The 20988-nt window shown below is 67.6% G+C and carries 26 protein-coding genes and 5 pseudogenes; 13 read left to right on the top strand and 18 right to left on the bottom strand.

What is annotated here, in order from left to right; genetic code table 11:
- Positions 1-30 precede the first annotated feature (30 nt).
- The 5 genes and pseudogenes from GNX96_RS32120 to pyrH form a co-directional block, all read right to left on the bottom strand.
- Positions 31-654, bottom strand: coding sequence for a DivIVA domain-containing protein (locus tag GNX96_RS32120; protein ID WP_279582058.1), 624 nt, complete (start codon positions 652-654; stop codon positions 31-33).
- Positions 655-656: 2 nt separating this feature from the next.
- Positions 657-1732, bottom strand: a pseudogene (rlmN, locus tag GNX96_RS32125) (23S rRNA (adenine(2503)-C(2))-methyltransferase RlmN).
- Positions 1733-2027: 295 nt separating this feature from the next.
- Positions 2028-2906, bottom strand: a complete 879-nt coding sequence (locus GNX96_RS32130) for a phosphatidate cytidylyltransferase (protein WP_163571749.1) — start codon at positions 2904-2906, stop codon at positions 2028-2030.
- A 7-nt stretch (positions 2907-2913) separates the two neighbouring features.
- A complete protein-coding gene (gene frr, locus GNX96_RS32135) occupies positions 2914-3471 on the bottom strand; it encodes a ribosome recycling factor (protein ID WP_163571750.1) in 558 nt (185 codons plus the stop codon).
- A gap of 88 nt (positions 3472-3559) precedes the next feature.
- The gene (gene pyrH, locus GNX96_RS32140; protein ID WP_163571751.1) at positions 3560-4315 is read right to left on the bottom strand and encodes a UMP kinase; all 756 of its coding nucleotides are present in this window, start codon (positions 4313-4315) and stop codon (positions 3560-3562) included.
- Between the two features lie 165 nt (positions 4316-4480).
- On the opposite strand from pyrH, the pseudogene GNX96_RS32145 reads away from it, so the two are divergent.
- Positions 4481-5079 (top strand): annotated as a pseudogene (locus GNX96_RS32145) (ArsR/SmtB family transcription factor).
- Positions 5080-5139: 60 nt separating this feature from the next.
- The gene (locus GNX96_RS32150; protein ID WP_390624198.1) at positions 5140-5820 is read left to right on the top strand and encodes an SRPBCC family protein; all 681 of its coding nucleotides are present in this window, start codon (positions 5140-5142) and stop codon (positions 5818-5820) included.
- Positions 5821-5878: 58 nt separating this feature from the next.
- Here GNX96_RS32150 and tsf read toward each other — a convergent pair whose 3' ends face one another.
- From tsf to GNX96_RS32175, 6 genes and pseudogenes are all read right to left on the bottom strand, one after another.
- Positions 5879-6703 carry a translation elongation factor Ts gene (gene tsf, locus GNX96_RS32155; protein WP_163571753.1) on the bottom strand — a complete coding sequence of 275 codons (825 nt, stop codon included), beginning with the start codon at positions 6701-6703 and terminating at the stop codon, positions 5879-5881.
- A gap of 149 nt (positions 6704-6852) precedes the next feature.
- Positions 6853-7762: pseudogene (rpsB, locus tag GNX96_RS32160) on the bottom strand (30S ribosomal protein S2).
- Positions 7763-8023: 261 nt separating this feature from the next.
- Complete coding sequence (locus GNX96_RS32165; protein ID WP_279582059.1) at positions 8024-8692, bottom strand: hypothetical protein; 669 nt, start codon at positions 8690-8692, stop codon at positions 8024-8026.
- 61 nt (positions 8693-8753) lie between these two features.
- Positions 8754-8963 (bottom strand): hypothetical protein, encoded by a 210-nt coding sequence (locus tag GNX96_RS56890; RefSeq protein WP_279582060.1) that lies wholly within the window; start codon positions 8961-8963, stop codon positions 8754-8756.
- The gene (locus GNX96_RS56895; protein ID WP_279582061.1) at positions 8957-9271 is read right to left on the bottom strand and encodes an RpiB/LacA/LacB family sugar-phosphate isomerase; all 315 of its coding nucleotides are present in this window, start codon (positions 9269-9271) and stop codon (positions 8957-8959) included. The genes GNX96_RS56890 and GNX96_RS56895 overlap by 7 nt, the downstream gene beginning before the upstream one ends.
- Entirely contained in the window at positions 9271-9594 is a 324-nt protein-coding gene (locus GNX96_RS32175; RefSeq protein WP_163571755.1) for a 2-hydroxymuconate tautomerase, read from the bottom strand. Before GNX96_RS32175 ends, GNX96_RS56895 begins: the two co-directional genes overlap by 1 nt.
- On the opposite strand from GNX96_RS32175, the gene GNX96_RS32180 reads away from it, so the two are divergent.
- The 5 genes and pseudogenes from GNX96_RS32180 to GNX96_RS56905 form a co-directional block, all read left to right on the top strand.
- Positions 9529-10284, top strand: coding sequence for a MerR family transcriptional regulator (locus GNX96_RS32180; RefSeq protein ID WP_279582062.1), 756 nt, complete (start codon positions 9529-9531; stop codon positions 10282-10284). The two genes, GNX96_RS32175 and GNX96_RS32180, sit on opposite strands and share 66 nt — an antisense overlap.
- A gap of 2 nt (positions 10285-10286) precedes the next feature.
- A complete protein-coding gene (locus GNX96_RS32185; RefSeq protein WP_163571756.1) occupies positions 10287-10910 on the top strand; it encodes a hypothetical protein in 624 nt (207 codons plus the stop codon).
- Between the two features lie 15 nt (positions 10911-10925).
- A complete protein-coding gene (locus tag GNX96_RS32190) occupies positions 10926-12143 on the top strand; it encodes a pyridoxal phosphate-dependent aminotransferase (RefSeq protein WP_279582063.1) in 1218 nt (405 codons plus the stop codon).
- A 208-nt stretch (positions 12144-12351) separates the two neighbouring features.
- Positions 12352-12811: pseudogene (locus GNX96_RS56900) on the top strand (M23 family metallopeptidase); the annotation flags it as partial.
- A gap of 84 nt (positions 12812-12895) precedes the next feature.
- Positions 12896-13234, top strand: a pseudogene (locus GNX96_RS56905) (C40 family peptidase); the annotation flags it as partial.
- A 90-nt stretch (positions 13235-13324) separates the two neighbouring features.
- On the opposite strand, the gene GNX96_RS32200 reads toward GNX96_RS56905, so the two are convergent.
- Positions 13325-13912 (bottom strand): GNAT family N-acetyltransferase, encoded by a 588-nt coding sequence (locus GNX96_RS32200; protein WP_163571758.1) that lies wholly within the window; start codon positions 13910-13912, stop codon positions 13325-13327.
- A 149-nt stretch (positions 13913-14061) separates the two neighbouring features.
- Here GNX96_RS32200 and GNX96_RS56910 point away from each other — a divergent pair, with 149 nt between their 5' ends.
- Genes GNX96_RS56910 through yaaA form a run of 4 tightly spaced genes read left to right on the top strand, consistent with a single transcriptional unit; the run spans position 14062 to position 15909 of the window.
- Entirely contained in the window at positions 14062-14370 is a 309-nt protein-coding gene (locus tag GNX96_RS56910) for a mycothiol transferase (RefSeq protein WP_279582064.1), read from the top strand.
- Position 14371: 1 nt separating this feature from the next.
- Positions 14372-14587, top strand: coding sequence for a mycothiol transferase (locus tag GNX96_RS56915; protein ID WP_279582065.1), 216 nt, complete (start codon positions 14372-14374; stop codon positions 14585-14587).
- A gap of 10 nt (positions 14588-14597) precedes the next feature.
- Positions 14598-15140: an orotate phosphoribosyltransferase gene (gene pyrE / locus GNX96_RS32210; RefSeq protein ID WP_163571759.1), complete on the top strand. Its 543-nt coding sequence runs from the start codon at positions 14598-14600 to the stop codon at positions 15138-15140.
- A 25-nt stretch (positions 15141-15165) separates the two neighbouring features.
- Complete coding sequence (yaaA, locus tag GNX96_RS32215) at positions 15166-15909, top strand: peroxide stress protein YaaA (RefSeq protein ID WP_163571806.1); 744 nt, start codon at positions 15166-15168, stop codon at positions 15907-15909.
- Here the strand turns inward: yaaA and GNX96_RS32220 are convergent.
- Together GNX96_RS32220 and GNX96_RS32225 are read right to left on the bottom strand one after the other, a co-directional pair.
- Complete coding sequence (locus GNX96_RS32220; protein WP_279582066.1) at positions 15857-16993, bottom strand: MFS transporter; 1137 nt, start codon at positions 16991-16993, stop codon at positions 15857-15859. The two genes, yaaA and GNX96_RS32220, sit on opposite strands and share 53 nt — an antisense overlap.
- A 193-nt stretch (positions 16994-17186) precedes the next feature.
- The gene (locus tag GNX96_RS32225; protein ID WP_279582067.1) at positions 17187-18407 is read right to left on the bottom strand and encodes a cytochrome P450; all 1221 of its coding nucleotides are present in this window, start codon (positions 18405-18407) and stop codon (positions 17187-17189) included.
- Between the two features lie 95 nt (positions 18408-18502).
- Here GNX96_RS32225 and GNX96_RS32230 point away from each other — a divergent pair, with 95 nt between their 5' ends.
- A complete protein-coding gene (locus GNX96_RS32230; RefSeq protein ID WP_279582068.1) occupies positions 18503-18883 on the top strand; it encodes a TetR/AcrR family transcriptional regulator in 381 nt (126 codons plus the stop codon).
- Positions 18880-19050 carry a hypothetical protein gene (locus GNX96_RS32235; protein WP_279582069.1) on the top strand — a complete coding sequence of 57 codons (171 nt, stop codon included), beginning with the start codon at positions 18880-18882 and terminating at the stop codon, positions 19048-19050. Before GNX96_RS32230 ends, GNX96_RS32235 begins: the two co-directional genes overlap by 4 nt.
- Here GNX96_RS32235 and GNX96_RS32240 read toward each other — a convergent pair.
- The 4 genes from GNX96_RS32240 to GNX96_RS32255 form a co-directional block, all read right to left on the bottom strand.
- Positions 19047-19901 carry a GNAT family N-acetyltransferase gene (locus GNX96_RS32240; RefSeq protein ID WP_163571762.1) on the bottom strand — a complete coding sequence of 285 codons (855 nt, stop codon included), beginning with the start codon at positions 19899-19901 and terminating at the stop codon, positions 19047-19049. The two genes, GNX96_RS32235 and GNX96_RS32240, sit on opposite strands and share 4 nt — an antisense overlap.
- Complete coding sequence (locus GNX96_RS32245) at positions 19898-20281, bottom strand: PPOX class F420-dependent oxidoreductase (RefSeq protein ID WP_279582070.1); 384 nt, start codon at positions 20279-20281, stop codon at positions 19898-19900. Before GNX96_RS32245 ends, GNX96_RS32240 begins: the two co-directional genes overlap by 4 nt.
- A gap of 52 nt (positions 20282-20333) precedes the next feature.
- Positions 20334-20705 (bottom strand): hypothetical protein, encoded by a 372-nt coding sequence (locus tag GNX96_RS56920; RefSeq protein ID WP_279582071.1) that lies wholly within the window; start codon positions 20703-20705, stop codon positions 20334-20336.
- Positions 20706-20815: 110 nt separating this feature from the next.
- Positions 20816-20986, bottom strand: coding sequence for a hypothetical protein (locus GNX96_RS32255; RefSeq protein ID WP_163571765.1), 171 nt, complete (start codon positions 20984-20986; stop codon positions 20816-20818).
- Positions 20987-20988 lie beyond the last annotated feature (2 nt).

Genomic DNA, 20988 nt, shown 5'->3' on the forward strand with positions numbered 1-20988 from the left:
ACGTTGCCGCGGCTTGCTCTCGGAAACTTGCTATTCAGAGCCACTGGTCGGGGGTAGTCGCGGGGTTTTTGTGCGTAGTCGTGGTAGTGCACGTCGCGGAACTCCGACGGGTGAGGTGTCGAAATGATCGGGGTCCGGGCCTTGGTCGGGGTGCGGGCCTTGGTCGCCATATGGACTGGGGCGGACCGCCGGCACGTACTGCGTCGGCGCGTCGTCGCCGGACACGCCGATGCTCGTACGACCGGACCGGCCGGCGCGGGCCGGGCTCGGCACCCGGTTCGCAGCCACTGGCGCGGCCATCGGTGCCGCCACCGAGGCGGCGCCGCCGATCCCGCTGCCGGCCATCGCCCGGGCCGGTGCCGGCTCGCGCCGCTCCGACCGGGCGGGCGCGGCCACCGGCTGGTTGTCGAGCTCGTTCAGCTGGCGCTCCAGGCGGTCGAGGTGTTTGTCGACCTCCCACTCGTCATACCCGCCGAAACGCACCCTGAAGACCACGTTGTGGACTTCTTCCTCAGAGGTGATCGGCGGGCCATCCGGGTTCCCCATCAGGGTGCTGTCCACCCGGTCCAGGAACTCGTCCACCTCGTCGACCTTGTAGCCCCGGCGCAGCGCACGTCGCCGGAACCGCTCACCCGGATCAGATCCCTGCACCACGCTCACACCTCCGCCGCGGCCAACTGCCCGCAAGCTCCGTCGATCTCCCGACCACGAGTGTCTCGTACCGTCGTGGAAACGCCGCTGGCACGCAACCTTCGGACAAACTCCCGCTCATCTCTCCCGCGCTGCTGGCCGACCACGCGCTGCCCGGTGTCGGGTTCAGCGGTATCAGGTTGACATGCGCGAGCTTCCCGGCCAACCGCCGGCCCAGTAAATCGGCCCGCCAGGGCTGGTCGTTCACCCCCGCGATCATCGCGTACTCGATGGAAATGCGCCTCCCTGTGGTCCGCGCATAGTCCCACGCGGCGGACAGCACCTCGTCCACCGGCCACCGCTGGTTGATCGGGACAAGCGTGTCGCGGAGCTCGTCGTCCGGCGCGTGCAGGCTCACCGCCAGCGTCACCGGCAATCCCTCGGCGGCCAGTTTGTGGATGGCCGGCACCACGCCGACCGTCGACACCGTCACCCCGCGGGCGCTGATGCCCAGCCCCTGCGGCACCGGTTCGGTCAGCCGCCGTACGGCCGAGATGACGCGCTGGTAGTTAGCCAGCGGCTCCCCCATGCCCATAAAGACCACGTTGGAGATCCGCCCCGGTCCACCCGGCACCTCACCGGCGGCCAGCGCACGAGCACCGGCCACCACCTGTTCGACGATCTCGCCGGTCGAGAGGTTCCGCTTCAGCCCACCCTGCCCGGTCGCGCAGAACGGACAGGCCATCCCGCAGCCGGCCTGGCTGGACACGCAGATGGTGACCCGTTCTGGATAGCGCATCAGGACGCTTTCGAAGAGCACACCGTCATGCGCCTTCCACAGCGTCTTGCGGGTCGTGCCGTCGTCGCAGGTGATGTTGCGGACCGTGGACAGCAACGGCGGCGGCAGCAGCGCGGCACCGAGCTCGGTCCGGGCGTCCGCCGGAAGGTCGGTCATCGCCTGCGCGTCCTCGGTCAGCCGGCCGAAGTAGTGCCGGGAGAGCTGGTCGGCCCGGTACGCCGGGTGGCCGAGCTCAACGACCGCATCACGGCGGGCGGCGACGTCCAGGTCGGCGAGATGGGCGGGGGGGGGGCCGGACCGCACGCCGGCGGCCCGGCGCCGATCCGGCGGCCGGCTGGGCGGCCACCAGTGAATCTGGTCCGGATTCCGCCACGGCGTCGATCGAAGCGAGGTCAATCAGGGGCAGCGTTGTCATCGTGTGGCCTATTCTCCCATGGCCGCCCACGAGAAGTCGCCGGTATGTGGGTGAGCCGGATCATCCCCTGACAACCCTCGGTGCTGACCCGGTCGCTTACGGCATTGGAGTTTACTCGGTTCGCACGACAAGATCACCGGCAGTACGCAAGGAAAGCGATAAGGCGACTTATCGGGGCACTTGTTACGAGGGTGGCGCAAACGTCGACAAGAGGACATACGCCACCGGTGCCGCGACCAGCACCGAGTCGAGCCGGTCCATGAACCCGCCGTGACCGGGAAGCAGGCTGCCCATGTCCTTGATGCCCAGGTCACGCTTGAGCATGGACTCGGCAAGATCACCCAGCGTGGCGGCGATCGCGATCGCGACCCCGTAAATGACCCCGAACCACCACGGCCGGTCGAAGAAAAACCGAAGGAAAAGTGCCCCCGCAATGGCACAAACCAGGAGCGAACCGCTCAGGCCTTCCCAGGTCTTGCCGGGACTGGCCAACGGGGCCATCTTGTGTCGGCCGAACAATACGCCGAACGCATATGCGGCTGTGTCACTGCAGACGACGGTGGCCATGAAGGCGATCACCCGAAGCTGGCCGTCGTCCGGTACGAGTAAAAGGACGGTGAAGCCGGCCATCAACGGCACGTATGCGGCGATCAGCGCGGCCGACGTGACATCGCGCTGGTAGCCGACCGGACCGTCGCCGAGCCGCCACAGCATCACCGCGATGATCGTGAGAACGAACCCGACCGCGAGCATCGACGCCCCCGCGAACCACCCAAGCGCCGTCATGCCGACGCCGCCGGCGATCAACGGAACCAGTGGCGGCCGGGCCTCCAGCGGGCGTACGGCCCGGACCATCTCGACGGTCGCCAGCACCACCGCGACGGCGACCACGATGGCGAAGACCGGGCGATAGATGAGCAGCGAGGCCAGCACCAGCGCGCCGAGGCCACAGCCGACGGCGATCGCGACCGGCAGGTTGCGGCCGGCCTTGGGAGCGCTGGGCTGGCGCTCGCGAGAGGCCCGGTGCCGACCTCTGCCAGCCGCTTCGGGATCCGCCGTCATAAGGTCATTAGACCTCAAGCAACTCGGTTTCCTTGTGCTTCATCAGGTCGTCGATGGCCGCTACATACTTGTGGGTGGTCGCCTCGAGCTCCTTCTCGGCCCGGTTGACCTCGTCCTCGCCGGCCTCGCCGTCCTTGTTGATCCGGTCCAGCTCTTCCTTGGCCTTGCGCCGGACGTTGCGGATCGAGACCTTGGCGTCCTCGCCCTTGTGCCGCGCCACCTTGACCATTTCGCGGCGACGCTCCTCGGTCAGCTGCGGGAAGACGCAGCGCAGCACGTTGCCGTCATTGCTCGGGTTGACCCCGAGGTCCGAATCCCGGATCGCCTTCTCCAGGGCCGCGATCTGGGACTGGTCGTACGGCTTGACCACGGCCATCCGCGGCTCCGGAACGCTGATCGAGGCGAGCTGCGACAAGGGCGTCATCGAGCCGTAGTAGTCGACCATGACCTTGTTGAACATCGACGGGGCCGCCCGGCCCGTACGCACCGAGCCGAGGTCGTCCTTGGCGACCTCGACGGCTTTCTCCATTTTCTCTTCAGCCTCGAAGAGTGTCTCGTCGATCACGTTCGGTCGCCTCCTGAATGCGGGTCTGGCACGCTGCCCACCCCGTCAAGGTATCGGTCTGCCCGGGTGCGTACAGCCGTCTTAAAGCTTATCGATTGGTCAGCAGGGTGCCGATCTTCTCCCCCGCGATGACCCGCCCGATATTGCCCTCGGTGAGCAGGTCGAAGACGACCATCGGCAGGTCGTTGTCCATGCAGAGGCTGATCGCGGCCGCGTCGGCGACCCCGAGGCCCTTGCTCAGCGCCTCGCCGAAGCTGAGCTCCTCGTACCGCTTCGCGTCCGGGTTCTTGGCCGGATCCGAGTCGTACACGCCGTCGACCTTGGTGGCCTTGAGTACGACGTCGGCGCCGATCTCCAGCGCACGCTGGGCGGCGACCGTGTCGGTGGTGAAATACGGCATGCCGGCGCCGGCGCCGAAGATCACGATGCGACCCTTCTCCAGGTGCCGCATCGCCTTGCGCGGAATGTACGGCTCGGCGACCTGGCCCATCGTGATGGCGGTCTGCACTCGCGTCTCCACGCCCTGCTTCTCCAGGAAGTCCTGCAGGGCGAGACAGTTCATGACCGTACCGAGGATGCCCATGTAGTCGGCCCTGGCCCGGTCCATGCCGTGGTGCGACAGCTCCTCGCCGCGGAAGAAGTTGCCGCCGCCGACCACCAGCGCGAGTTGGACACCGCTGCGCGCCACCTCGGCGATCTGCCGAGCGATCGTCTGCACCACGTCCGGGTCGACACCGACCTCACCGCCACCGAAGACCTCACCGGAGAGCTTGAGCAACACCCGCTTCCAGCTCTGCCGGAGGTCGACGGCAGGAGGTGAGGAATCGGCGGCAGTCGGGGTCATGAACGTCAAATCCCTCTCATCGGTGGTCGAACATCGGACGCAAATCTATCGGGCCGGGCGCTCGGGCCGGACAGCGCCTGCTGTGGTGCACCCGTTCCCAAACAACCCTGACTGGACAGTCCGCACCTTCTTGACAAGATATGTTGTCGGTGCGAGGCTGGGCGCATGTTGGAAGTAGCGGTAATCGACGACGACCCGGCGGTGGCCGAGGTCTCACTGGACCCGATGCGGGTCCAGCTGCTCGCGGCGCTGACCGAGCCGAGCTCGGCGGCGACCCTCGCGGCCCGCGTCGGGCTGGCCCGACAGAAGGTCAACTATCACCTGCGGGAGCTGGAAAAACACGGTCTTGTCGAGCTGGTGGAAGAGCGCCGCAAGGGGAATATGTACGAGCGGCTGATGCAGGCCACCGCGGCTTCGTACGTGATCTCCCCGAACGCCCTCGCGGCGGTCGAGCCGGACCCGGCCCGGGCGCCGGACCGGCTGTCGGCGCGCTGGCTGCTGGCCGTCGCGGCCCGGCTGGTCCGCGATGTCGGCGACCTGATCACCGGCTCCACCAAGGCCGGCAAGCCGCTGGCGACCTTCGCCATGGACGGCGAGGTGCGGTTCGCGTCGGCGGCCGATCGGGCCGCTTTCGCTGAGGAGCTCGCGGCCGCGGTGGCCGCGCTGGTGAGCAGGTACCACGACGAGAAGCCGAGCGCGGCCGCGACCACCATCTTGTGGTGGCGATTCATCCCAGCGTCAAAGCCAAACCGAAGGAGCGGTGACCGGTGTCCCGGGATTTTGAGATCAACAAGGAAGTCGAACTGCCGGCCGAGCCGGAGCTGGTGTGGGACGCGATCGCCACCGGACCGGGGATGTCGTCGTGGTTCATGGGTCCGCACGAGATCGATCCGGCTGTCGGCGGCAAGATCAAGCTGACCATCGGCGACTTTTCCGAGCAGTCCACGATCACCGCGTGGGATCCCCCCAAACACCTCGCATACGAGACCACGACCGGCGATGACGGCAGCTTCCACGCGATGGAATATCTGTTGGAGGCCAAAGACGGCGGCAGCACCGTGCTCCGCTTCGTCCACAGTGGACGGATCGGGCCGGAATGGGGCGACGAGTACGTGGACATGACCACGTCCGGTTGGGACTTCTACCTGCACACCCTGGGTCAGTACGTACGGTACTTCGCCGGCCGCCCAGGCACGTACGTCTACGCACAGCTGCCAAAAGCACCCGACGGCACCGATCCGTGGTCGCTGCTGGTCGACGGTCTCGGGCTGACCGAGCCGCTGCGGGTCGGCGACCCGGTCCGGATGGCGGTGGACGGCCTCGATCCGATCGACGGCGTGGTCGACTACACGATCCCCCAGGTGCGGGAGGTGCTGGGGATTCGCGGCAAGGACGCGCTTTACCGCTTTCACAGCTCCGGCGCGATCGGCCACCACTGTTTCGGTGCCGACGCCGAAAAAGCGACAAAGGCCTGGCAGGACACGCTAAATCGCGTCTATCGCTGAGAAAACACAAAACGGCCGCCGCACCGAGGAAAATCAGTGCGGCGGCCGTTGCGTACGATCAGGCCTGGCCGGCCTCGAAGCGGGCGAACCGGGTGACGGTCAAACCGGCCTCCTCGGCCACCTGCTTGACGGTCTTCTTCTGGTCCCGCGCGAAAGACTGCTCCAGCAGGACGACCTCTTTGTAGAAGCCGGTGACGCGACCTTCGACGATCTTGGGCAGCGCGCCTTCGGGCTTGCCCTCCTCGCGGGCGGTCGCCTCGGCGATCCGCCGCTCGCTCTCGACCAGGTCGGCGGGGATCTCGTCGCGGGTGACAAAACGCGGGCGCATCGCGGCGATGTGCATCGCGATGCTGCGGGCGGTCTCGGCGTCGTCGCCGGTGAACTCGATCAGCACACCCACCTGCGGCGGCAGGTCGCTGTTGCGGCGGTGCAAATACGCGGCGACCTTGCCGTCGAAGACGGCAAGCTTGGCCAGCTCCAGCTTCTCACCGATGGTGGCGGCGGCGGAGTCGATCTCGGCGGCCACGGTCTTGCCGTCGGACAGCTCCAGGGCCAGCAGCGCCGGCAGGTCGGCGGGCTTGCCCGCCCACGCGACACCCGCGATGTCAGCGGCCATCTGCTGGAACTGCTCGTTCTTGGCCACGAAGTCGGTCTCGCAGGCGAGCTGGATCATCGCGCCGTCGACCGCCCGACCCGCGACCAGGCCGTTGCCGGCGGTCCGCTCGGCCCGCTTGGCCACCTTCGCCGCACCCTTGACGCGCAGTAGCTCGATGCCCTTGTCGAAGTCGCCGTCGACCTCTTCCAGGGCGCGCTTGGCGTCCATCATGCCGGCACCGGTGGCGTCCCGGAGCTTCTTCACGTCAGCGGCGGTAAAGTTCGCCATCTCGTTTCTCTCTCATTTCGAGGATTTGTCTAAAGGTGTTCGCCGGAAAGCCGGCCTCCACGGCCCCGCCCGTACGACCCCCCGCCGGCCATCGCTGGCCGGCGGGATGCCGTACGAAGCCGCAGGACAGCCGGCAAACTGCGGGTGGATCAGGAGTTGTCGGCACCGACCGACGCGCTGGCCGGCTCCGGGACAACGGCCTCAGCCGGGGCTTCCACCGCGGCGGCAGGAGCGTCGGCGGCGGCTGCCTCAGCGGCCTTGGCCTCGCTGCCTTCCAGCACGGCCCGCTCCCACTCCGGCATCGCTCGGCTCGTCCACGCCGACCACACCGGGCTCGGGCTTGTCCTGGCCCTCCGGGGCACCGGACCGGCCGGCACGGGCGATCAGGCCCTCGGCGACGGCGTCGGCGATCACCCGGGTGAGCAGCGCGGCCGAACGGATCGCGTCGTCGTTGCCCGGGATCTTGTAGTCGACCTCATCCGGGTCACAGTTGGTGTCCAGGATGGCCACCACCGGGATGCCCAGCTTGCGGGCCTCGTCGACGGCGATGTGCTCCTTCTTGGTGTCCACGATCCAGACCGCTGACGGAACGCGGCTCATGTCACGCAGGCCACCGAGGGTGCGGGCCAGCTTGATCCGCTCCCGGGACAGGACCAGGGCTTCCTTTTTCGTCAGCACGTTCTCGCCACCGGTCTGCTCGATCATCTCGAGCTCCTTGAGACGGAGCAACCTCTTGTGCACGGTCTGGAAGTTGGTGAGCATGCCACCCAGCCAGCGCTGGTTCACATACGGCATGTTGACCCGCTGGGCCTGCTCGGAGACCGCTTCCTGGGCCTGCTTTTTGGTGCCTACGAACAGGATCGTGCCGCCGTGCGCCACGGTCTCCTTGACGAACTCGAACGCGCTGTCGATGTACGTCAGGGTCTGCTGCAGGTCGATGATGTAGATGCCGTTGCGCTCGGTCAGGATGAAGCGCTTCATCTTCGGGTTCCAGCGCCTGGTCTGGTGCCCGAAGTGAACCCCGCTTTCCAGCAGGTTTCGCATGGTGACGACGGCCACTGTGGCACGCCTCCCTTTCGCCTCGCGCGGCCCACTTGCGGGTGGTCCGCGCTGCTCGGTTGCCGCGGGCCACCGGGTGGTGCCCGCCCTGGCGTCCCAGCGACGAGACGAACCATCCGTAGCTGCGGAATGGACCGAGGCCTCGGCGCTGCCGGAGTCCACCTGGGGCGGTGCCGGCGAAGGACGCGCGTAGTCAGCCCGCGCATACGGGCTGCATTAACAGTCTACGCGCTCCCCCGATCGCCTTCCGGCGGCAGGGCCTCAGGCTGCGATTGCGGCGAAAAGCATGAGCAGCACGCCCACGATGACGAAGAGACCAGCGGCGGGCTGAGCAGCCGCTGCACAGCCGACTGCTCGCTCGTACGTACGACGAAGCAGCACCGAGGCAAGACCGCCGGCGAGTGCGGCCGTACCAGCCAACAGCAGCGACCCGGCGATCACCCCCGACCCGTCCGCGGCCGGCAGGTGACCGGCCGCCCGCCAGGCCAGCAGGCCGGCCGGGATACCGATCAGCAGCAACGCCACCGCGAGCCCGGCGACACCGGCGATGGTGCCGGCACCGATCGCGCTCGCCGCCGCGCCGGCCTCGGCATCTGTAGCTGGCCCGGTGGCTGGTTTTGCTGAGGATTCTGCTGGGGAGGCTGTTGGGGAGGCGGCTGGTTGGCCGCTGGCGCAATGATCTGCGGCGGCAGCGGCCCAGGTGGGGGCTGTGTCGCGGCCGGCTGGGTCTGGTCGTTTTGCTGTTTGGTACGCCGGATGGGCGCCGTACCCGGCCGAGTCGGCCGGCTGGCTGACCGACCCGCTGCTGTAGACGGTGCCGCCGGCCGACGCCGCCCGACGGGCCGCCTCGGCCGCCGGATCGGTGTTCGGCAGCTGGCGGGTCTGGTCGTTCAGATCGTCCCGAGGAGTCCAGTCCGGCGAGTAACTCATGCCCCCATCCAAGCGCACCGAGCCACCCGCCGCCGCCGGATCCAGCCGCACGCGATCTCCATCACCTCCCCGAACTCGACGTTCTCGCTGGCAACACGCCGGGGTTGACCGCGGAAACGTCGCGTTCGCGGAGGTCAGATCTGGGTGAGATGGGCGATGTTGGCCTGGTCGGTGTGGTGGGCTCGGGGCTGGGGACGGCGGCGAACCAGGCGCGCAGGATCTCGTCGAGCTGGGGGGCGGCGGAGGTGAGGCGCAGGCTGAGGGCTAGCACGTTCGCGTCGTTCCAGACCCGGGCGCCGCGAGCCGTCTCCGCGTCGGTGCACACAGGGCCGCTCGTACGCCGGCGACCTTGTTGGCCGCGATGGACGCGCCCGTACCGGTCCAGCAGCACACCACCGCCTGGTCGCTGCGCCCGTCGGCCACGTCCCGCGCGGCTGCCTCGCTCGCCCATGCCCAGTCGGTTCGTTCTCTCTGAGCCAGGGCGCCGTGCGTGGTTACTTGATGGCCGTGCTCTTGGAGGAGTCGTACGACATCGCTGGCGACACCGGTGTTCTCGTCCGCGGAGACGGAGATCCGCATCAGGAATCCAGTTTTCCGCCGACGGCCCAGTGTTCGTGGGCCACCTCGGTGATGATCACCGTCACGCTCGCGGGCGACTGGCCCGGTCGCCCGCAGGTCTCCAGAAACGCGTCGGTGACCTTTTGCGCCATCGCCGCCTTCTGCTCGGCCGTACGCCCGGGAAACATCTGCACATTAATGATCGGCATGGTCTCGACCCTATCTTTTGACGTTGGGGTTGACCTTGTCGCTACGACAAGGTTTTTACTACTGTGGGCATGACACTCCTGCGGATTGGTGAGGTGGCCCGGATCGCCGGCATCTCGACGCGGGCGGTACGCCATTACCACTGGATAGGGCTGTTGCCGGAACCGGCGCGGCGGTCGAACGGCTATCGCGGGTATGAGATGGCCGACGTCGTCCGGGTGCTGCGCGTACGCAGGCTCGCTGACCTGGGGCTGAGCCTGGACGAGGTGGCCGATGCGCTGGCCGACGACCAGGGCCGGGAGCTGCGCGAGATCGTCGTGGAGATCGCCGCCGACCTGGCCGAACAGGAAGCCCGGATCCGCGCCCAGCGGGAGCGGCTACTGGAACTGGCGACCCGGGAGGGCGATCTGACCTTGTCCGCCGAGCTTGCCGAGGTCTTGGCCCACTGGGAGAAGCGGGCCGGGGACCATCCAGCGTACGAACGGGAGCGCCGGATCGCCGAGATGATCGGCGCCGCGCCGGGCGGCGAGGTGGTCGCCTCTGCGTATCAGGCGGTGGACGACGACGACGAGATCACCGAGCGCGGACTGGCGGTGGCACGGCGTTTTGAAAAGCTCACCGAACGGGACGCGGGCCGGCCGGTCATCGACGAGGTGGCCGCCGAGCTGATCGCGTACGCCCAGGACGTACGCACCAAGGTGCTGACAGCCGCGAACGCGCCAACCGTGGACTCCGACCTGTTCCTGCGGGCGGTCGGCTCGGACCTGAATTCCGCCCAGCGACAGTGCTTCGGCCTGCTGACCGACGAGATCCAGAAATGGGGGTAGGCATGCGAAAACTCCTGCCGCTGCTCTTTCCGGCGGAGCCACGGCTCTTCGCCGCTCTCGGTCGCTGGATCGCCCGCCGGCCGGACCACCGCGGCGGCACCGCCTTCGACTATCCGCGGACCGACACCATGCTCTTCTGGACGATCGTCGTGCTCTGCGTGGTGGAGGGCGGTGCCGTGGAGTTCGTGCTGGCCCTGCTGCGCGTACCAATCGGCTGGGAGGTCGCCAGCATCGTGCTGCACGTCTACGCGGTCTTCTGGATCCTCGGGATGATGGCCAGCTTCGCCGTCAAACCGCATCTGCTGACCGGCGATGCGATCGTCGTTCGCGACGGGGTGTCTACCGAGCTCCGGTTCGGCTACGACACGGTCCGGGCGGCGGTGGTCGAACGGAAGCGGTCGGAAGGTTTCGGTGGTCGTACGGGCCTGAAAGTCGGCAAGGACGGAGTGGCTCTGCTGGCGTACGGGGACGCGACCGTCCGCATCGACTTCCACCCGGACGCGCTGATCTCCCGCAACGGCCAGCCGCTGCCCAGCCCGTACAAGAGCCTGCGGATCAGCGTCGCCGACGCGGCCCGATTCGTCCGTACGATCCACTCTCGACTGCCCACCATGGCCGCGTCTTAAGCTCTTCGCATGGCGATGGCAGGGCTTGTGACGCGTATGCAGGAATTCGGCACCACGATCTTCGCGGAGATGTCCGCGCTGGCGGTGCGGACCGGGGCGATCAACCTTGGCCAGGGTTTCCCGGACACCGACGGCCCGGCCGAGGTGATCGAGGCGGCCGTCGAGGCCTTGCGTACCGGCCAGAACCAGTATCCGCCGGGGCCTGGCATCGCGGCCCTGCGGCAGGCGATCGCGCGCCACCAGCGGCACTGGTACGGGCTGGATTACGACCCGGACAGCGAAGTCATGGTCACCGCCGGCGCCACCGAGGCGATCACCGCGGCGATCCTGGCGCTCTGCGAACCTGGCGACGAGGTGCTCTGCCTGGAGCCTTATTACGACTCGTACGCGGCCTGCATCGCGCTCGCCCAGGCTGTCCGCAAGCCAGTTTTGTTGCACGCGCCCACAGAACCCGGCGGCCGATTCACCTTCGACCCGGCGCAGCTGCGGGCCGCCATCACCCCGAAAACCAAGGTGCTGCTGCTGAATTCCCCGCACAACCCAACCGGTTTCGTGGCCACCCGCGAAGAACTCGCCGCCATTGCCCAGATCTGCGTCGACCACGACCTGGTGGCGATCACCGACGAGGTCTACGAGCACCTGGTTTTCACTGACGCGGCCGCATATAAAAACGATCCGGCAGTCGAGAGTGTCCGAAGTGGACACATCCCGCTGGCGACTTTTCCCGGCATGCGCGAGCGTACGATCCAGATCTCCTCGGTCGGTAAGACGTTCTCCTTCACCGGCTGGAAAGTCGGCTGGGTGTGCGCCCGACCGGAGCTGGTTTCCGCGGTCACCAAGGTAAAACAATTCATGACGTACGTGAACGCGGCGCCTTTGCAGCCGGCCGTCGCGGTCGCACTCAACCTGGATGCCAGCTATTACCCGGATTTCGCCGCCGGCATGCAGTCCCGCAGGGATCTGCTGCGCACTGGCCTCGCCGACGCCGGACTCACGGTTCTGCGTACCGAGGGCACGTATTTCGTCACCTGTGACGTGTCCAGCCTCGGTGTCACCGACGGCCTCGAATTCTGCCGGGCGATGCCCGAGCGATGCGGGGTGGTCGCCATCCCGAGCCAGGTCTTCTATGACCACCAGGACGAAGCCCGGCACCTCGTCCGGTTCGCGTTCTGCAAGCGGCCGGAGGTGCTCACCGAGGCGGCCAAGCGGCTGGCCAAGCTCAAGACCGGTTAACGACATACCACATCGGGCGGCCCGCTCGGCGTTATCCACAGTGCGACCTGTCGTCCACAGATTCGCGATCGCGGCCGCCACCCCGGCCCCGGCGGCGGCAGCCTGGTCACATGCGCTGCCTCGACCCGCGATCGCTCAGACCCATCGCCCTGCTGGCCGGTGAGCTGCTGGCTGTGCTGCTCGCCACCCACCTGGTCGCCGGGCTGCTATGGCCCCCGCCGGCGCGAGTGCCGACACCGTCCCGCCACCGACGCCACCAACGCTGGTCTGGCCGCTGGACGGCGTGCCGCCGGTGGTCCGCGGCTTCGATCCGCCGGCCGGTCCGTACTCACCTGGTCACCGCGGTGTCGACCTGGCCGCGCCGGCCGGCGCGCGCCGTCCGGCGGGCCGGCTCGGGCCGGGTCGTCTATGCCGGTGACCTCGCCGGCCGACCGGTGGTGTCGATCGAACACTCCGGCGGCCTGCGCACCACATATGAGCCGGTCCGGCCGATCGTGCACCGTGGCGACGCGGTGACGTACGGGACGCTGATCGGCACCCTGATCGGCGGCCATCCGGGCTGCCCGATGGCCGCCTGCCTGCACTGGGGCGCACTGCTGAACGGGCAGTATGTCGACCCGCTCACCCTGCTGGCCGGCCTCGGTGGGCCGGTCCGGCTGCTGCCGCTGGACGGCCACGGCCGACGCTCCGGTGGATCGGCCCGCGGGTTGGCGGTAGTGCTCGCCGCCCGGCGCTGGCTCGGCACCCCGTATGTGTTCGCCGGCGGCGACGCGCGCGGGCCAACCACTGGTACCGAACCGGGCATCGGCTTTGACTGCAGCGGACTGACGCTTTACGCCTGGGCACAGGTCGGTGTCAGCCTGCCGCATACCGCCAGCGGTCAGCACCGGCTCGGCCAGCCGGTGCCACCTGGCCGGGAACAGCCCGGTGACCTGGTGTTCTTCCACACCAGTGGCGACCAACCCGACTACTACCACCACGTCGGCATAGCCCTCGGCGGTGGCTTGATGATCGACGCGCCACACTCCGGAGCGGTGGTCCGGATCGAGCAGATCTGGCCCGCCGAATACGCCGGCGCCCGGAGATATTGATGAGTCGGCAGCGAAACTGGAGGTTCTCAAAGAGATGACCAGCGCAGCCACGCCGGCAGTGAATTTTGTCGACGAAGGATGCCTTGGGTTTTAGTCGGGCGTGCTCGGGGCTACGTCGCGCATCATCACGCAGTTGCCCTGGCCCTTGGGTCGGTCGTAGCTGAAGCCCGCACGCTCGTACATCGCGCGGGTGCCGTTATAGAGGAACGACGAGTTCTTCTTCCGGACCCCGCCGGTGTCGTGCGGGTAGCCCTCGACCAGACCACCGCCGGCCGACGCGATCAGCTCGACAGCGCCGCGTAGGGCGATCGCCGCCAGGCCGTGACCGCGACGGCCTCGCTCGACCAGGATGCAGGTAACCCGGTAGTCGGGCAGTCGCTCGGCAGTGGCGAGGTACTCCTTGCGGTGATGGATGCTCGGCAGCTCCTCAGGTGATCCGTACTCCGCCCAGGCGACGGCCCGGTCGCCGTCGTAGACCAGCGCCGCGTGCGCGACCCCGTCAGCCACCAGACGTTGCTTCAGCGCCCGGTTCTCCCCGGCGCTATCGCCTTTCTCCGCGCAGTCGGGATGGAACTTCGTGCACCAGCAGCCAGCGAACATCCCCCCGTTCCGCTCGACGAGAGCGGCGAAGTCGCCGAACGTCTCCGGCGTAAGCGCCTTGATCATGAAGTCGGACATGCCCGCAACGTACCCCGGGTCGCGGAAATTTTGGTCCGGTAGCTCACCGACGACCGGTCGCCGGGACCATTCCGTACATGTTCACCCCTGCCCAGGCGTGATGTTTGCCGTCCACACACAGAAACAGCCGAGGCCGTACGGTGATGGGCATGGCGGACGCGGCTGGCAGGGTGCCTTTGGTGTTGGACGGTCCCGATGTCCGGGAGGCCGATCCGTACGAGCTGCTGGTGGGCTATCTGGACTGGTATCGCGAGACGCTCACCCGAAAGCTGGCCGGCCTCTCGGACACCCAGCTCCGCACGCCGGTGGAGCCGTTCGGCTGGGCGCCGCTCGGGCTCGTCAGACATCTGGGCTGGGTCGAGCGGCGATGGCTGCGGTGGGGGTTTCGCCGCGCAGGACGTGGTGGCGTATCCGCCCGGCGGCGACCCGCAGGAATGGTCGGTCGTCGGGCACGATGACGTGTGGGCCGGTTATCTTTCCGAGGTGCGGCAAGGAAAAGTTATCGTCGCCGACGCTCGGTTGACTGATGTTTCTCAGGTCGGTGGACGCTTCAAGACCGAGGCCGACGCACCGACACTGGGCCGGATCCTGTTCCATCTCCTGCAGGAGTATGCGCGGCACATGGGCCAGCTGGATGTCGTCCGCGAGCTGCTGGACGGCAGCACCGGCGAGTGATGGGAGACAGATGCACATCGAGGACCTGACCGATCTGGCCCGTGCGGTGGACGAGCGCTGCCGGCTGAGCGGCCAGTTCACCCTGCGCTCGGGTCGCACGGCCACCGAGTATTTCGACAAGTATCTCTTCGAGGCCGATCCGGTGCTGGTCAGCCGGGTCGCGGCCGCAATGGTGCCGCTGGTACCAGCCGGCACCGACCTGCTCGGCGGCCTGGAATTGGGCGGAATCCCGCTGGTGACGCTGCTCAGCCAGGCGACCGGCATCCCCGCGCTGTTCGTACGGAAGGAGCCCAAGCCATACGGGACTCGGCGGGCCGCCGAGGGCGGCGACTGCGCCGGGCGGACAGTCACGCTGGTGGAGGATGTGATCACCACCGGCGGAGCGGTGGTGAACGCGGCGCGCCTGCTGCGTGCGGCTGGTGCGACCGTGACCACGGTCGTCTGTGCCCTCGATCGGGAGGAGCCGGTGGACAGCCTGCTGACGCCGGCCGGCATCGAAGTACGGCCGGCGCTGACCCGAACGATGCTGGACAAGGGCCGCTCAGCGGGCTGATCCGCGGCCGATTACGCTCGTGTTCGTGCTGGTCCTGCTGCCTCCGTCGGAAACCAAGGCGCTCGGCGGCGAGGGTCCGCCGCTGGACTTGGACGCGCTGAGCTGGCCGGACCTGTCCCCGCCGCGCCGCAAGCTCGCGGATGCGGTGGTGGAGTTGGCCGCGGACGTGCCGGCGAGCCTGGTGGCGCTCGGTCTGTCCGTACGCCAGCAGGACGAGGTCTCCCGAAACGCGGAACTCTGGACCGCTCCCACCGTGCCGGCGTTGCGGCGCTACACCGGTGTCCTTTACGACGCGCTGGGTTTTGCCAGCTTTTCCCGGCGGGAGCGGAAAAAAGCGCATCGCCGACTGGTGGTGGCCTCCGCGCTGTTCGGGCTGGTCGGCGGCGCTGACCCGATCCCGGCCTACCGGCTGTCCGGCGCCAGCACGTTGCCGGCCGTCGGTGGCCTGCGTTCCTTCTGGCGCCCGACGCTGGAGCCGGTGCTGGCCGAGATCGACGATCTGGTCGTCGATCTGCGTTCTGGGACGTATGCGGCTCTGGCGCCGATCGCGGGCGCGGTGTCCGTGCGGGTGGTTACCGAGGATGCCACCGGCCGACGGCTGACGGTCAGTCACCACAACAAAATGTACAAGGGCCGGCTGGCCGCGGTGCTGGTCCGCCTGGGCCGCGAACCGTCCACTGTGGACGGACTGGCTCGAGCGGTCTCGCGGGCCGGGCTCACCGTCGAGGTGACAGCTGACCGGAGTCTTGAGCTGCTCGCGACCGACTGACCGACCGCAACTGACGCACCTGCGGCGAAAGCAACGCGCCGGCCGTACCCACCAACACCAGCGCGGCGCATCCGACGAGGGTCGGTTCGGCGCCCGCCGCGGCCGCGATCGGACCGGCGACCAGCAGACCGAGCGGGGCGAGCGCGAGTGAGCCGAATCCGTCGTACGCGCTGACCCGGGACAGCACTTCGCCGGGGATCTCACGCTGCAGTGTGGTCGCCCACAAAACGCTGAACACGTCGTTAGACACGCCGACCACCAGCATCGCCACCGCGCAGAGCCAAACCGGCGCGTGGCCGGCGATCAACAGCATCGGCAACGCCGCCGGGAAGGTCGCCAGCACCGCCACCAGCAACGGCCGACCGACCCGGATCCGGCTGGCCAGCACCGCACCGCCAATGGTGCCGGCCGCCCCCCCCCCCCCGACGATGACCGCCCAGGCCTGCGCGCCACCAAGGCCGCGCACGGCGATCAGCGGCCCGAGAACACCAACGTTGGCGTTGACCGCGGCCACTACCAACGAATACTGCGCGACCACCACCCACAGCCATTGCCGCGAGAAGAACTCCCGGCCACCCTGACGCAGGTCAGCGAGCAGCGTCGACGCCTTCCGGACCCGGGCCGGCACTCGAATCGCACCGATAAGCGCGGCGCTGACAAGGAAAGAAGCAGCGTTCAAGGCGATCGCCCATCCCGCGCCAACGAGCGCGACCACCACTCCGGAAAGTACCAACCCGAGCATCAATGACAGGTTCTGTCCGATGCGCAGATAGGCGTTGGCGCGCTGCAAATCCTCGTCCGCGACGATTTCCGGCACCATCCCGCTCATCGCCGGAAAGAACAGCGCGGAAGCCAGCCCAGCGAAGAAAGCGAGCACGACCACCGGCATTATCGCTGTCGTACGGGCGAAAACCAGCGTCGCGAGCCCCGCCCAGGCGAGGCCTGCGAGTATTTCCGCACCCACCATCAACCGGGCTCTGGGCATCCGGTCGGCGATCACCCCGCCCAGCAGAATGAACACCAGCTGTGGGAGCGCCTGCGCGCAGAGCACCACCGAGAGCCGGGCCGGCGTCGCGCCGGGCAAACCAAGCACCCCAAAACGCCAGCGCGACCCGCCCAAACCCATTACCCAGCACCGAAACTGTGTGCGCCCCCGCCAGCGCCGCGAACCTACCCCCAAGCGACCCCGTCACCCACCAACGATAACTCCCCCTGACTCCTCCCAGGGCAAGCACTCGTCCCGTACGATCCCTCGCTCAAACCAAAAGCTCGACCAATCACCACACGACAGGCAACCGATGAAGACCGAAAATAGCCGCATCGTATTTGAACGACAGTTCCTCCACCGGAACCCCGAGCGCCAGTCCCGGAACCCTGTCAAACAGCGTACGCAGAGCGATGTCCATCTCGGCTCGGGCGAGATTTTGGCCGAGGCACTGGTGTACGCCGTAGCCGAAGGCGAGGTGTCGGCGGCCGGGGCGGGTGATGTCGAAGTCGTCTGGGTTCGGGAACAGGCGGTCGTCACGGTTCACGGATCCACCGAGGACGAAAATGGGGTCGCCGGCTCGGATCAGCTGGCCACCGAGCTCGAGGTCCTCGATCGCCATCCGGTCGAAGGCGGCCCAGTCGACGATGGAATGGAACCGCAGCAGTTCCTCCACGGTGCCCGGCCAGTCGGCTGGATTGGCCCGCAGCGAAGCCAAACTCTCGGGTTTGTCGAGGAGTGTCAGGACGCCGAGGGACAGAATGTTCGCCGTTGTCTCGTGACCGGCGACCAGCAGCAGCAACGACATCCCCACCAGCCCATCGTGGCTCAGTTCGCCGCTGGAGAGCCGTTCGGCGACCAGCCGGCCGATCAGGTTGTCGCCGGGCTGCCGTTCGGCCCTGGTGACCAGCTGGTCCAGGTATTGCCAGATTTCGCCGACGGCCGCGGTCGCCTCGGCCGGATCGGCGTCGAGGCTGACGAGTTTGCGCGTACGGGACTGGAAATACTCGTGGTCTTCATAGGGCACACCGAGCAGCTGGCAGATCACCAGCGACGGTACCGCCAGCGTGAAGGCCTCCACCAGGTCAGCCGACCGGCCGCTGGCCAGCAGCTGGTCGATCAGCTCGTCGACGGTCCGCTGGATGCCCGGCCGCATCGCGTTCAGCCGCGGTACGGAGAACTCGGAGATCAGCATCCGCCGATAAATGTCGTGCTCAGGCGGGTCCATGTCGATGAAGAAGCCGTCGCGCGGCGCGGCCCGATCCTGCTCGCCCGGCTGAATCTGCGGCCAGTCCGGCCGGCTGCTGTCGGTGCTGATCCGCCGATCGGTCAGCACCTGTCGCGCCTCCTCGTGCCGCGTCACCACCCAGCCGGTCACGCCACTGGGGAACCGTACGCGGGCCACTGGACCGGCGGCCCGCAGTCCCGCGTACTCCGGTGGCGGAGCGTACGGGCACTGCCGGCGCATCGGAAACGTCTGCATGGCTTCCACGCCATCGTGTGTCGTCGTCATAGTGTTGCCTCCGAGGAGAGGATCAGCATTGCTTACTTACACGAAAGTAAGGAATGCTGAGGCGTACGTCAAGGGCAGGAGTCGACAACACAGCGATGAGCGGGCGAACCGACACCCGGCAGCGGATCCAGCAGGTGGCACTGGAGCTGTTCTCCGAGCGCGGCTATGACAAGACCTCGTTGCGCGAGGTCGCGGACCGGCTGGAAATCACCCGGCCGGCGCTTTACTACCATTTCAAAGCCAAGGAGGACATCCTCGGCAGTGTCATCGAGGATCTCACCGCCTCGATGGACGAGCTGACTGCCTGGGCCAAGGATCAGCCGCGTACGACCGGGGCCGCGAGGCCGTGCTGCTGCGACTCGCCGCGCTGCTCACCCACCAATGGCGACCGCTGCTGCGGTTCGCGCAGGTCAACCAGGGCGCGATGGATGGCGTGCCGGCCGGCACGCAGATGCAGGCGCGGATGCTGGGGATGATGTCCTTGCTGGCCGACCCGGACGGACCGCCAACCGAGCAGTTCCAGGCCTGGCTCGCGGTCATCTCGCTGCTGATCGGCACCATGCCCTTCATCGTGCCGTCCCTCGGCGACCAGGAGCGCACCGACGACATTTCCCTCGCGGTGGCGAAAAAACTGCTCGGTTAGCCCTGCGCTTGGTTCATCGGGGCGAAGATCCGACGCTGGTCACCGGGCATCGTACGTCCATTGTGGACCATGAAGGCGCACTGGTTGATGACCTTGAGCCCGCCGTCGGTCAGCCAGGTCGGCACCTCCGGGTGGTAGTCGTGCACGTCGATCCGTACGCGGCCCGTCCACTCCCCGATCAGGTCGGCGATCAGGCCTTGCGCGGCAACGACATCCCGCGCCACCACCGGCCCGATGATGCGATGGTCCACATTGGACCAGGCGGTGCCGTACGCAATAAGCTCGCCGCGCTCTTCGACGATCCGAAAATGCGCCGCCGATTCCGCCAGCCAGCGCAACAGAACGGACCGGTCCGCGCCGAAACTCTTCCGGTCCGACTCAAGAATTGCGGGAACGTCGTTTTCGTTCACCGGCCTGGACAATCCGGTCGGGCCAGTTTGCTGGAAATTCCCCATGAAAGTGGAAACCGTCGACGCGGCGACGAATCCGAGCCTCTCATAGAGCGGCCGGCCATGCGAGGTCGCGTAAAGAGCGACCACCCCGTCGCCGGCTTGGACCAATGCGTGTTCCAGCAACCGGCGCCCGAGCCCACGTCGTTCATGGCGGGCGGCCGTCAGCACCTCGCCAATCAGCACGATTTCGGTGCCGTACGGCGTGATCGCGGTTGTCGCCACCAGTTCGCCGGACGGGTCCCGAATGCCGAAAACCGTGCCTACCCGGAACGCGATTCGCCATTTCGGTTCCATTCCCGGCCAGCCACGGTCTTCGGACAGGGCCAGGCAGGCGGGCAGGTCGTCCAGCGTCAGCCGGCGGATCGGGACGATCGCGCCGACGGGCCAGTCGTCCCTCACGCGGCGTAGCCCGTCACCTTCGTCGGCGTTACCCGCACCACCACCCGGACGAAACCCGCCGGATCCGGGTCTTTTGGCTTGCCGTCGTACTTCCAGGACAGCTCGTCGTCGAGCTTCAACGCGTCTTCGGTGGTCATCGTCGCGGTGCCCCGAATTTCGGCGTAGTTCAAAGGATCCGCGAGGTCGAAGACGGTGATGCTGACTCGCGGGTCCCGCCGCAGGTTGCGCTCTTTCCGGCGCCCGGCGACCGTACAGAAGAGCAGGTCGTCACCGTCCCGGCCGATCCACATCACGGACGACTGCGGGCCACCGTCCGGGTTCACCGTCGACAGGACCGGATAGTTCTTGCCGTCGACGAGCGCGCGAACGGTGTCATTCAAAGAAACTCCCATGCCCCGGAGGGTACGTGCCGGCCGCGCCGCACGCCGCCCGTTATCGCCGTGGCCTCGCCGTCAGCTGGTACGGGTGAGTTCGACCGTCCAGTTGGTTTCCCAGGTCTCGCCGTGGTCGGCGGAGAACGCCTGCTCCCAGTGGGCCGAGGTGGCGGTGATCTCGGACCAGGTGAAGCGGACCTGGATCGACCGGTCCTGGTAGTGTGTCGTCGCCGTGGAAAAGGCCGACGCCATCGGAAAATCCGCCCACTACCGGCGGCTCCAACTGGCCGCGGTGATTGTTCACCCAGTAGATCGACCACTGCGAGGTGGCCAGGTCGAACACTCGGAACGTGAGGCCGGCGAAACCGCGCGCGGAGCAGTCCATCTCGTCGACGTTGACGATCCCGCCTAGTACTACAGGGCTACTCATGCGAATGAGAGTCGAGATCCAAGCGTCGTCTGGCGGTGCGGCGGGGCCGCCCTGCGTGGCAGCGCCACGTGGGCGGTTCCGCCGTGCCGTCAGACGGCGCTTGGGCTCGGCTATCGCCGCTTGAGTAGCCCTGTAGTACTTAGTAGCGTCTGCCCCTTCAGCCGGCCGGCGAACTCGTCCCACTCACTGGCACCGGCGAGGATCTTGGTCCGCCGCCGGTTGACCAGATCCCACTCGCCGGCGATGAAGTCGAAGTCTTCTTTCGCGCCCTTGGCGGTCATCG

Origin of the sequence: Fodinicola feengrottensis, assembly GCF_010993775.1 — a bacterium.
Taxonomy (GTDB): Bacteria; Actinomycetota; Actinomycetes; order Mycobacteriales; family HKI-0501; genus Fodinicola; species Fodinicola feengrottensis.

Coding starts and splice junctions, on each gene's coding strand:
- GNX96_RS32130 (WP_163571749.1), bottom strand. CDS start 2,906: ATGACGGCGGATCCCGAAGCGGCTGGCAGAGGTCGGCACCGGGCCTCT.
- pyrH (WP_163571751.1), bottom strand. CDS start 4,315: ATGACCCCGACTGCCGCCGATTCCTCACCTCCTGCCGTCGACCTCCGG.
- tsf (WP_163571753.1), bottom strand. CDS start 6,703: ATGGCGAACTTTACCGCCGCTGACGTGAAGAAGCTCCGGGACGCCACC.
- GNX96_RS32165 (WP_279582059.1), bottom strand. CDS start 8,692: ATGAGTTACTCGCCGGACTGGACTCCTCGGGACGATCTGAACGACCAG.
- GNX96_RS56895 (WP_279582061.1), bottom strand. CDS start 9,271: ATGCGGATCTCCGTCTCCGCGGACGAGAACACCGGTGTCGCCAGCGAT.
- GNX96_RS32180 (WP_279582062.1), top strand. CDS start 9,529: ATGACACTCCTGCGGATTGGTGAGGTGGCCCGGATCGCCGGCATCTCG.
- GNX96_RS32175 (WP_163571755.1), bottom strand. CDS start 9,594: ATGGCGTACCGCCCGCGTCGAGATGCCGGCGATCCGGGCCACCTCACC.
- GNX96_RS32185 (WP_163571756.1), top strand. CDS start 10,287: ATGCGAAAACTCCTGCCGCTGCTCTTTCCGGCGGAGCCACGGCTCTTC.
- GNX96_RS32190 (WP_279582063.1), top strand. CDS start 10,926: ATGGCAGGGCTTGTGACGCGTATGCAGGAATTCGGCACCACGATCTTC.
- GNX96_RS32200 (WP_163571758.1), bottom strand. CDS start 13,912: ATGTCCGACTTCATGATCAAGGCGCTTACGCCGGAGACGTTCGGCGAC.
- GNX96_RS56910 (WP_279582064.1), top strand. CDS start 14,062: ATGGCGGACGCGGCTGGCAGGGTGCCTTTGGTGTTGGACGGTCCCGAT.
- pyrE (WP_163571759.1), top strand. CDS start 14,598: ATGCACATCGAGGACCTGACCGATCTGGCCCGTGCGGTGGACGAGCGC.
- GNX96_RS32225 (WP_279582067.1), bottom strand. CDS start 18,407: ATGACGACGACACACGATGGCGTGGAAGCCATGCAGACGTTTCCGATG.
- GNX96_RS32230 (WP_279582068.1), top strand. CDS start 18,503: ATGAGCGGGCGAACCGACACCCGGCAGCGGATCCAGCAGGTGGCACTG.
- GNX96_RS32235 (WP_279582069.1), top strand. CDS start 18,880: ATGATGTCCTTGCTGGCCGACCCGGACGGACCGCCAACCGAGCAGTTC.
- GNX96_RS56920 (WP_279582071.1), bottom strand. CDS start 20,705: ATGAGTAGCCCTGTAGTACTAGGCGGGATCGTCAACGTCGACGAGATG.
- GNX96_RS32255 (WP_163571765.1), bottom strand. CDS start 20,986: ATGACCGCCAAGGGCGCGAAAGAAGACTTCGACTTCATCGCCGGCGAG.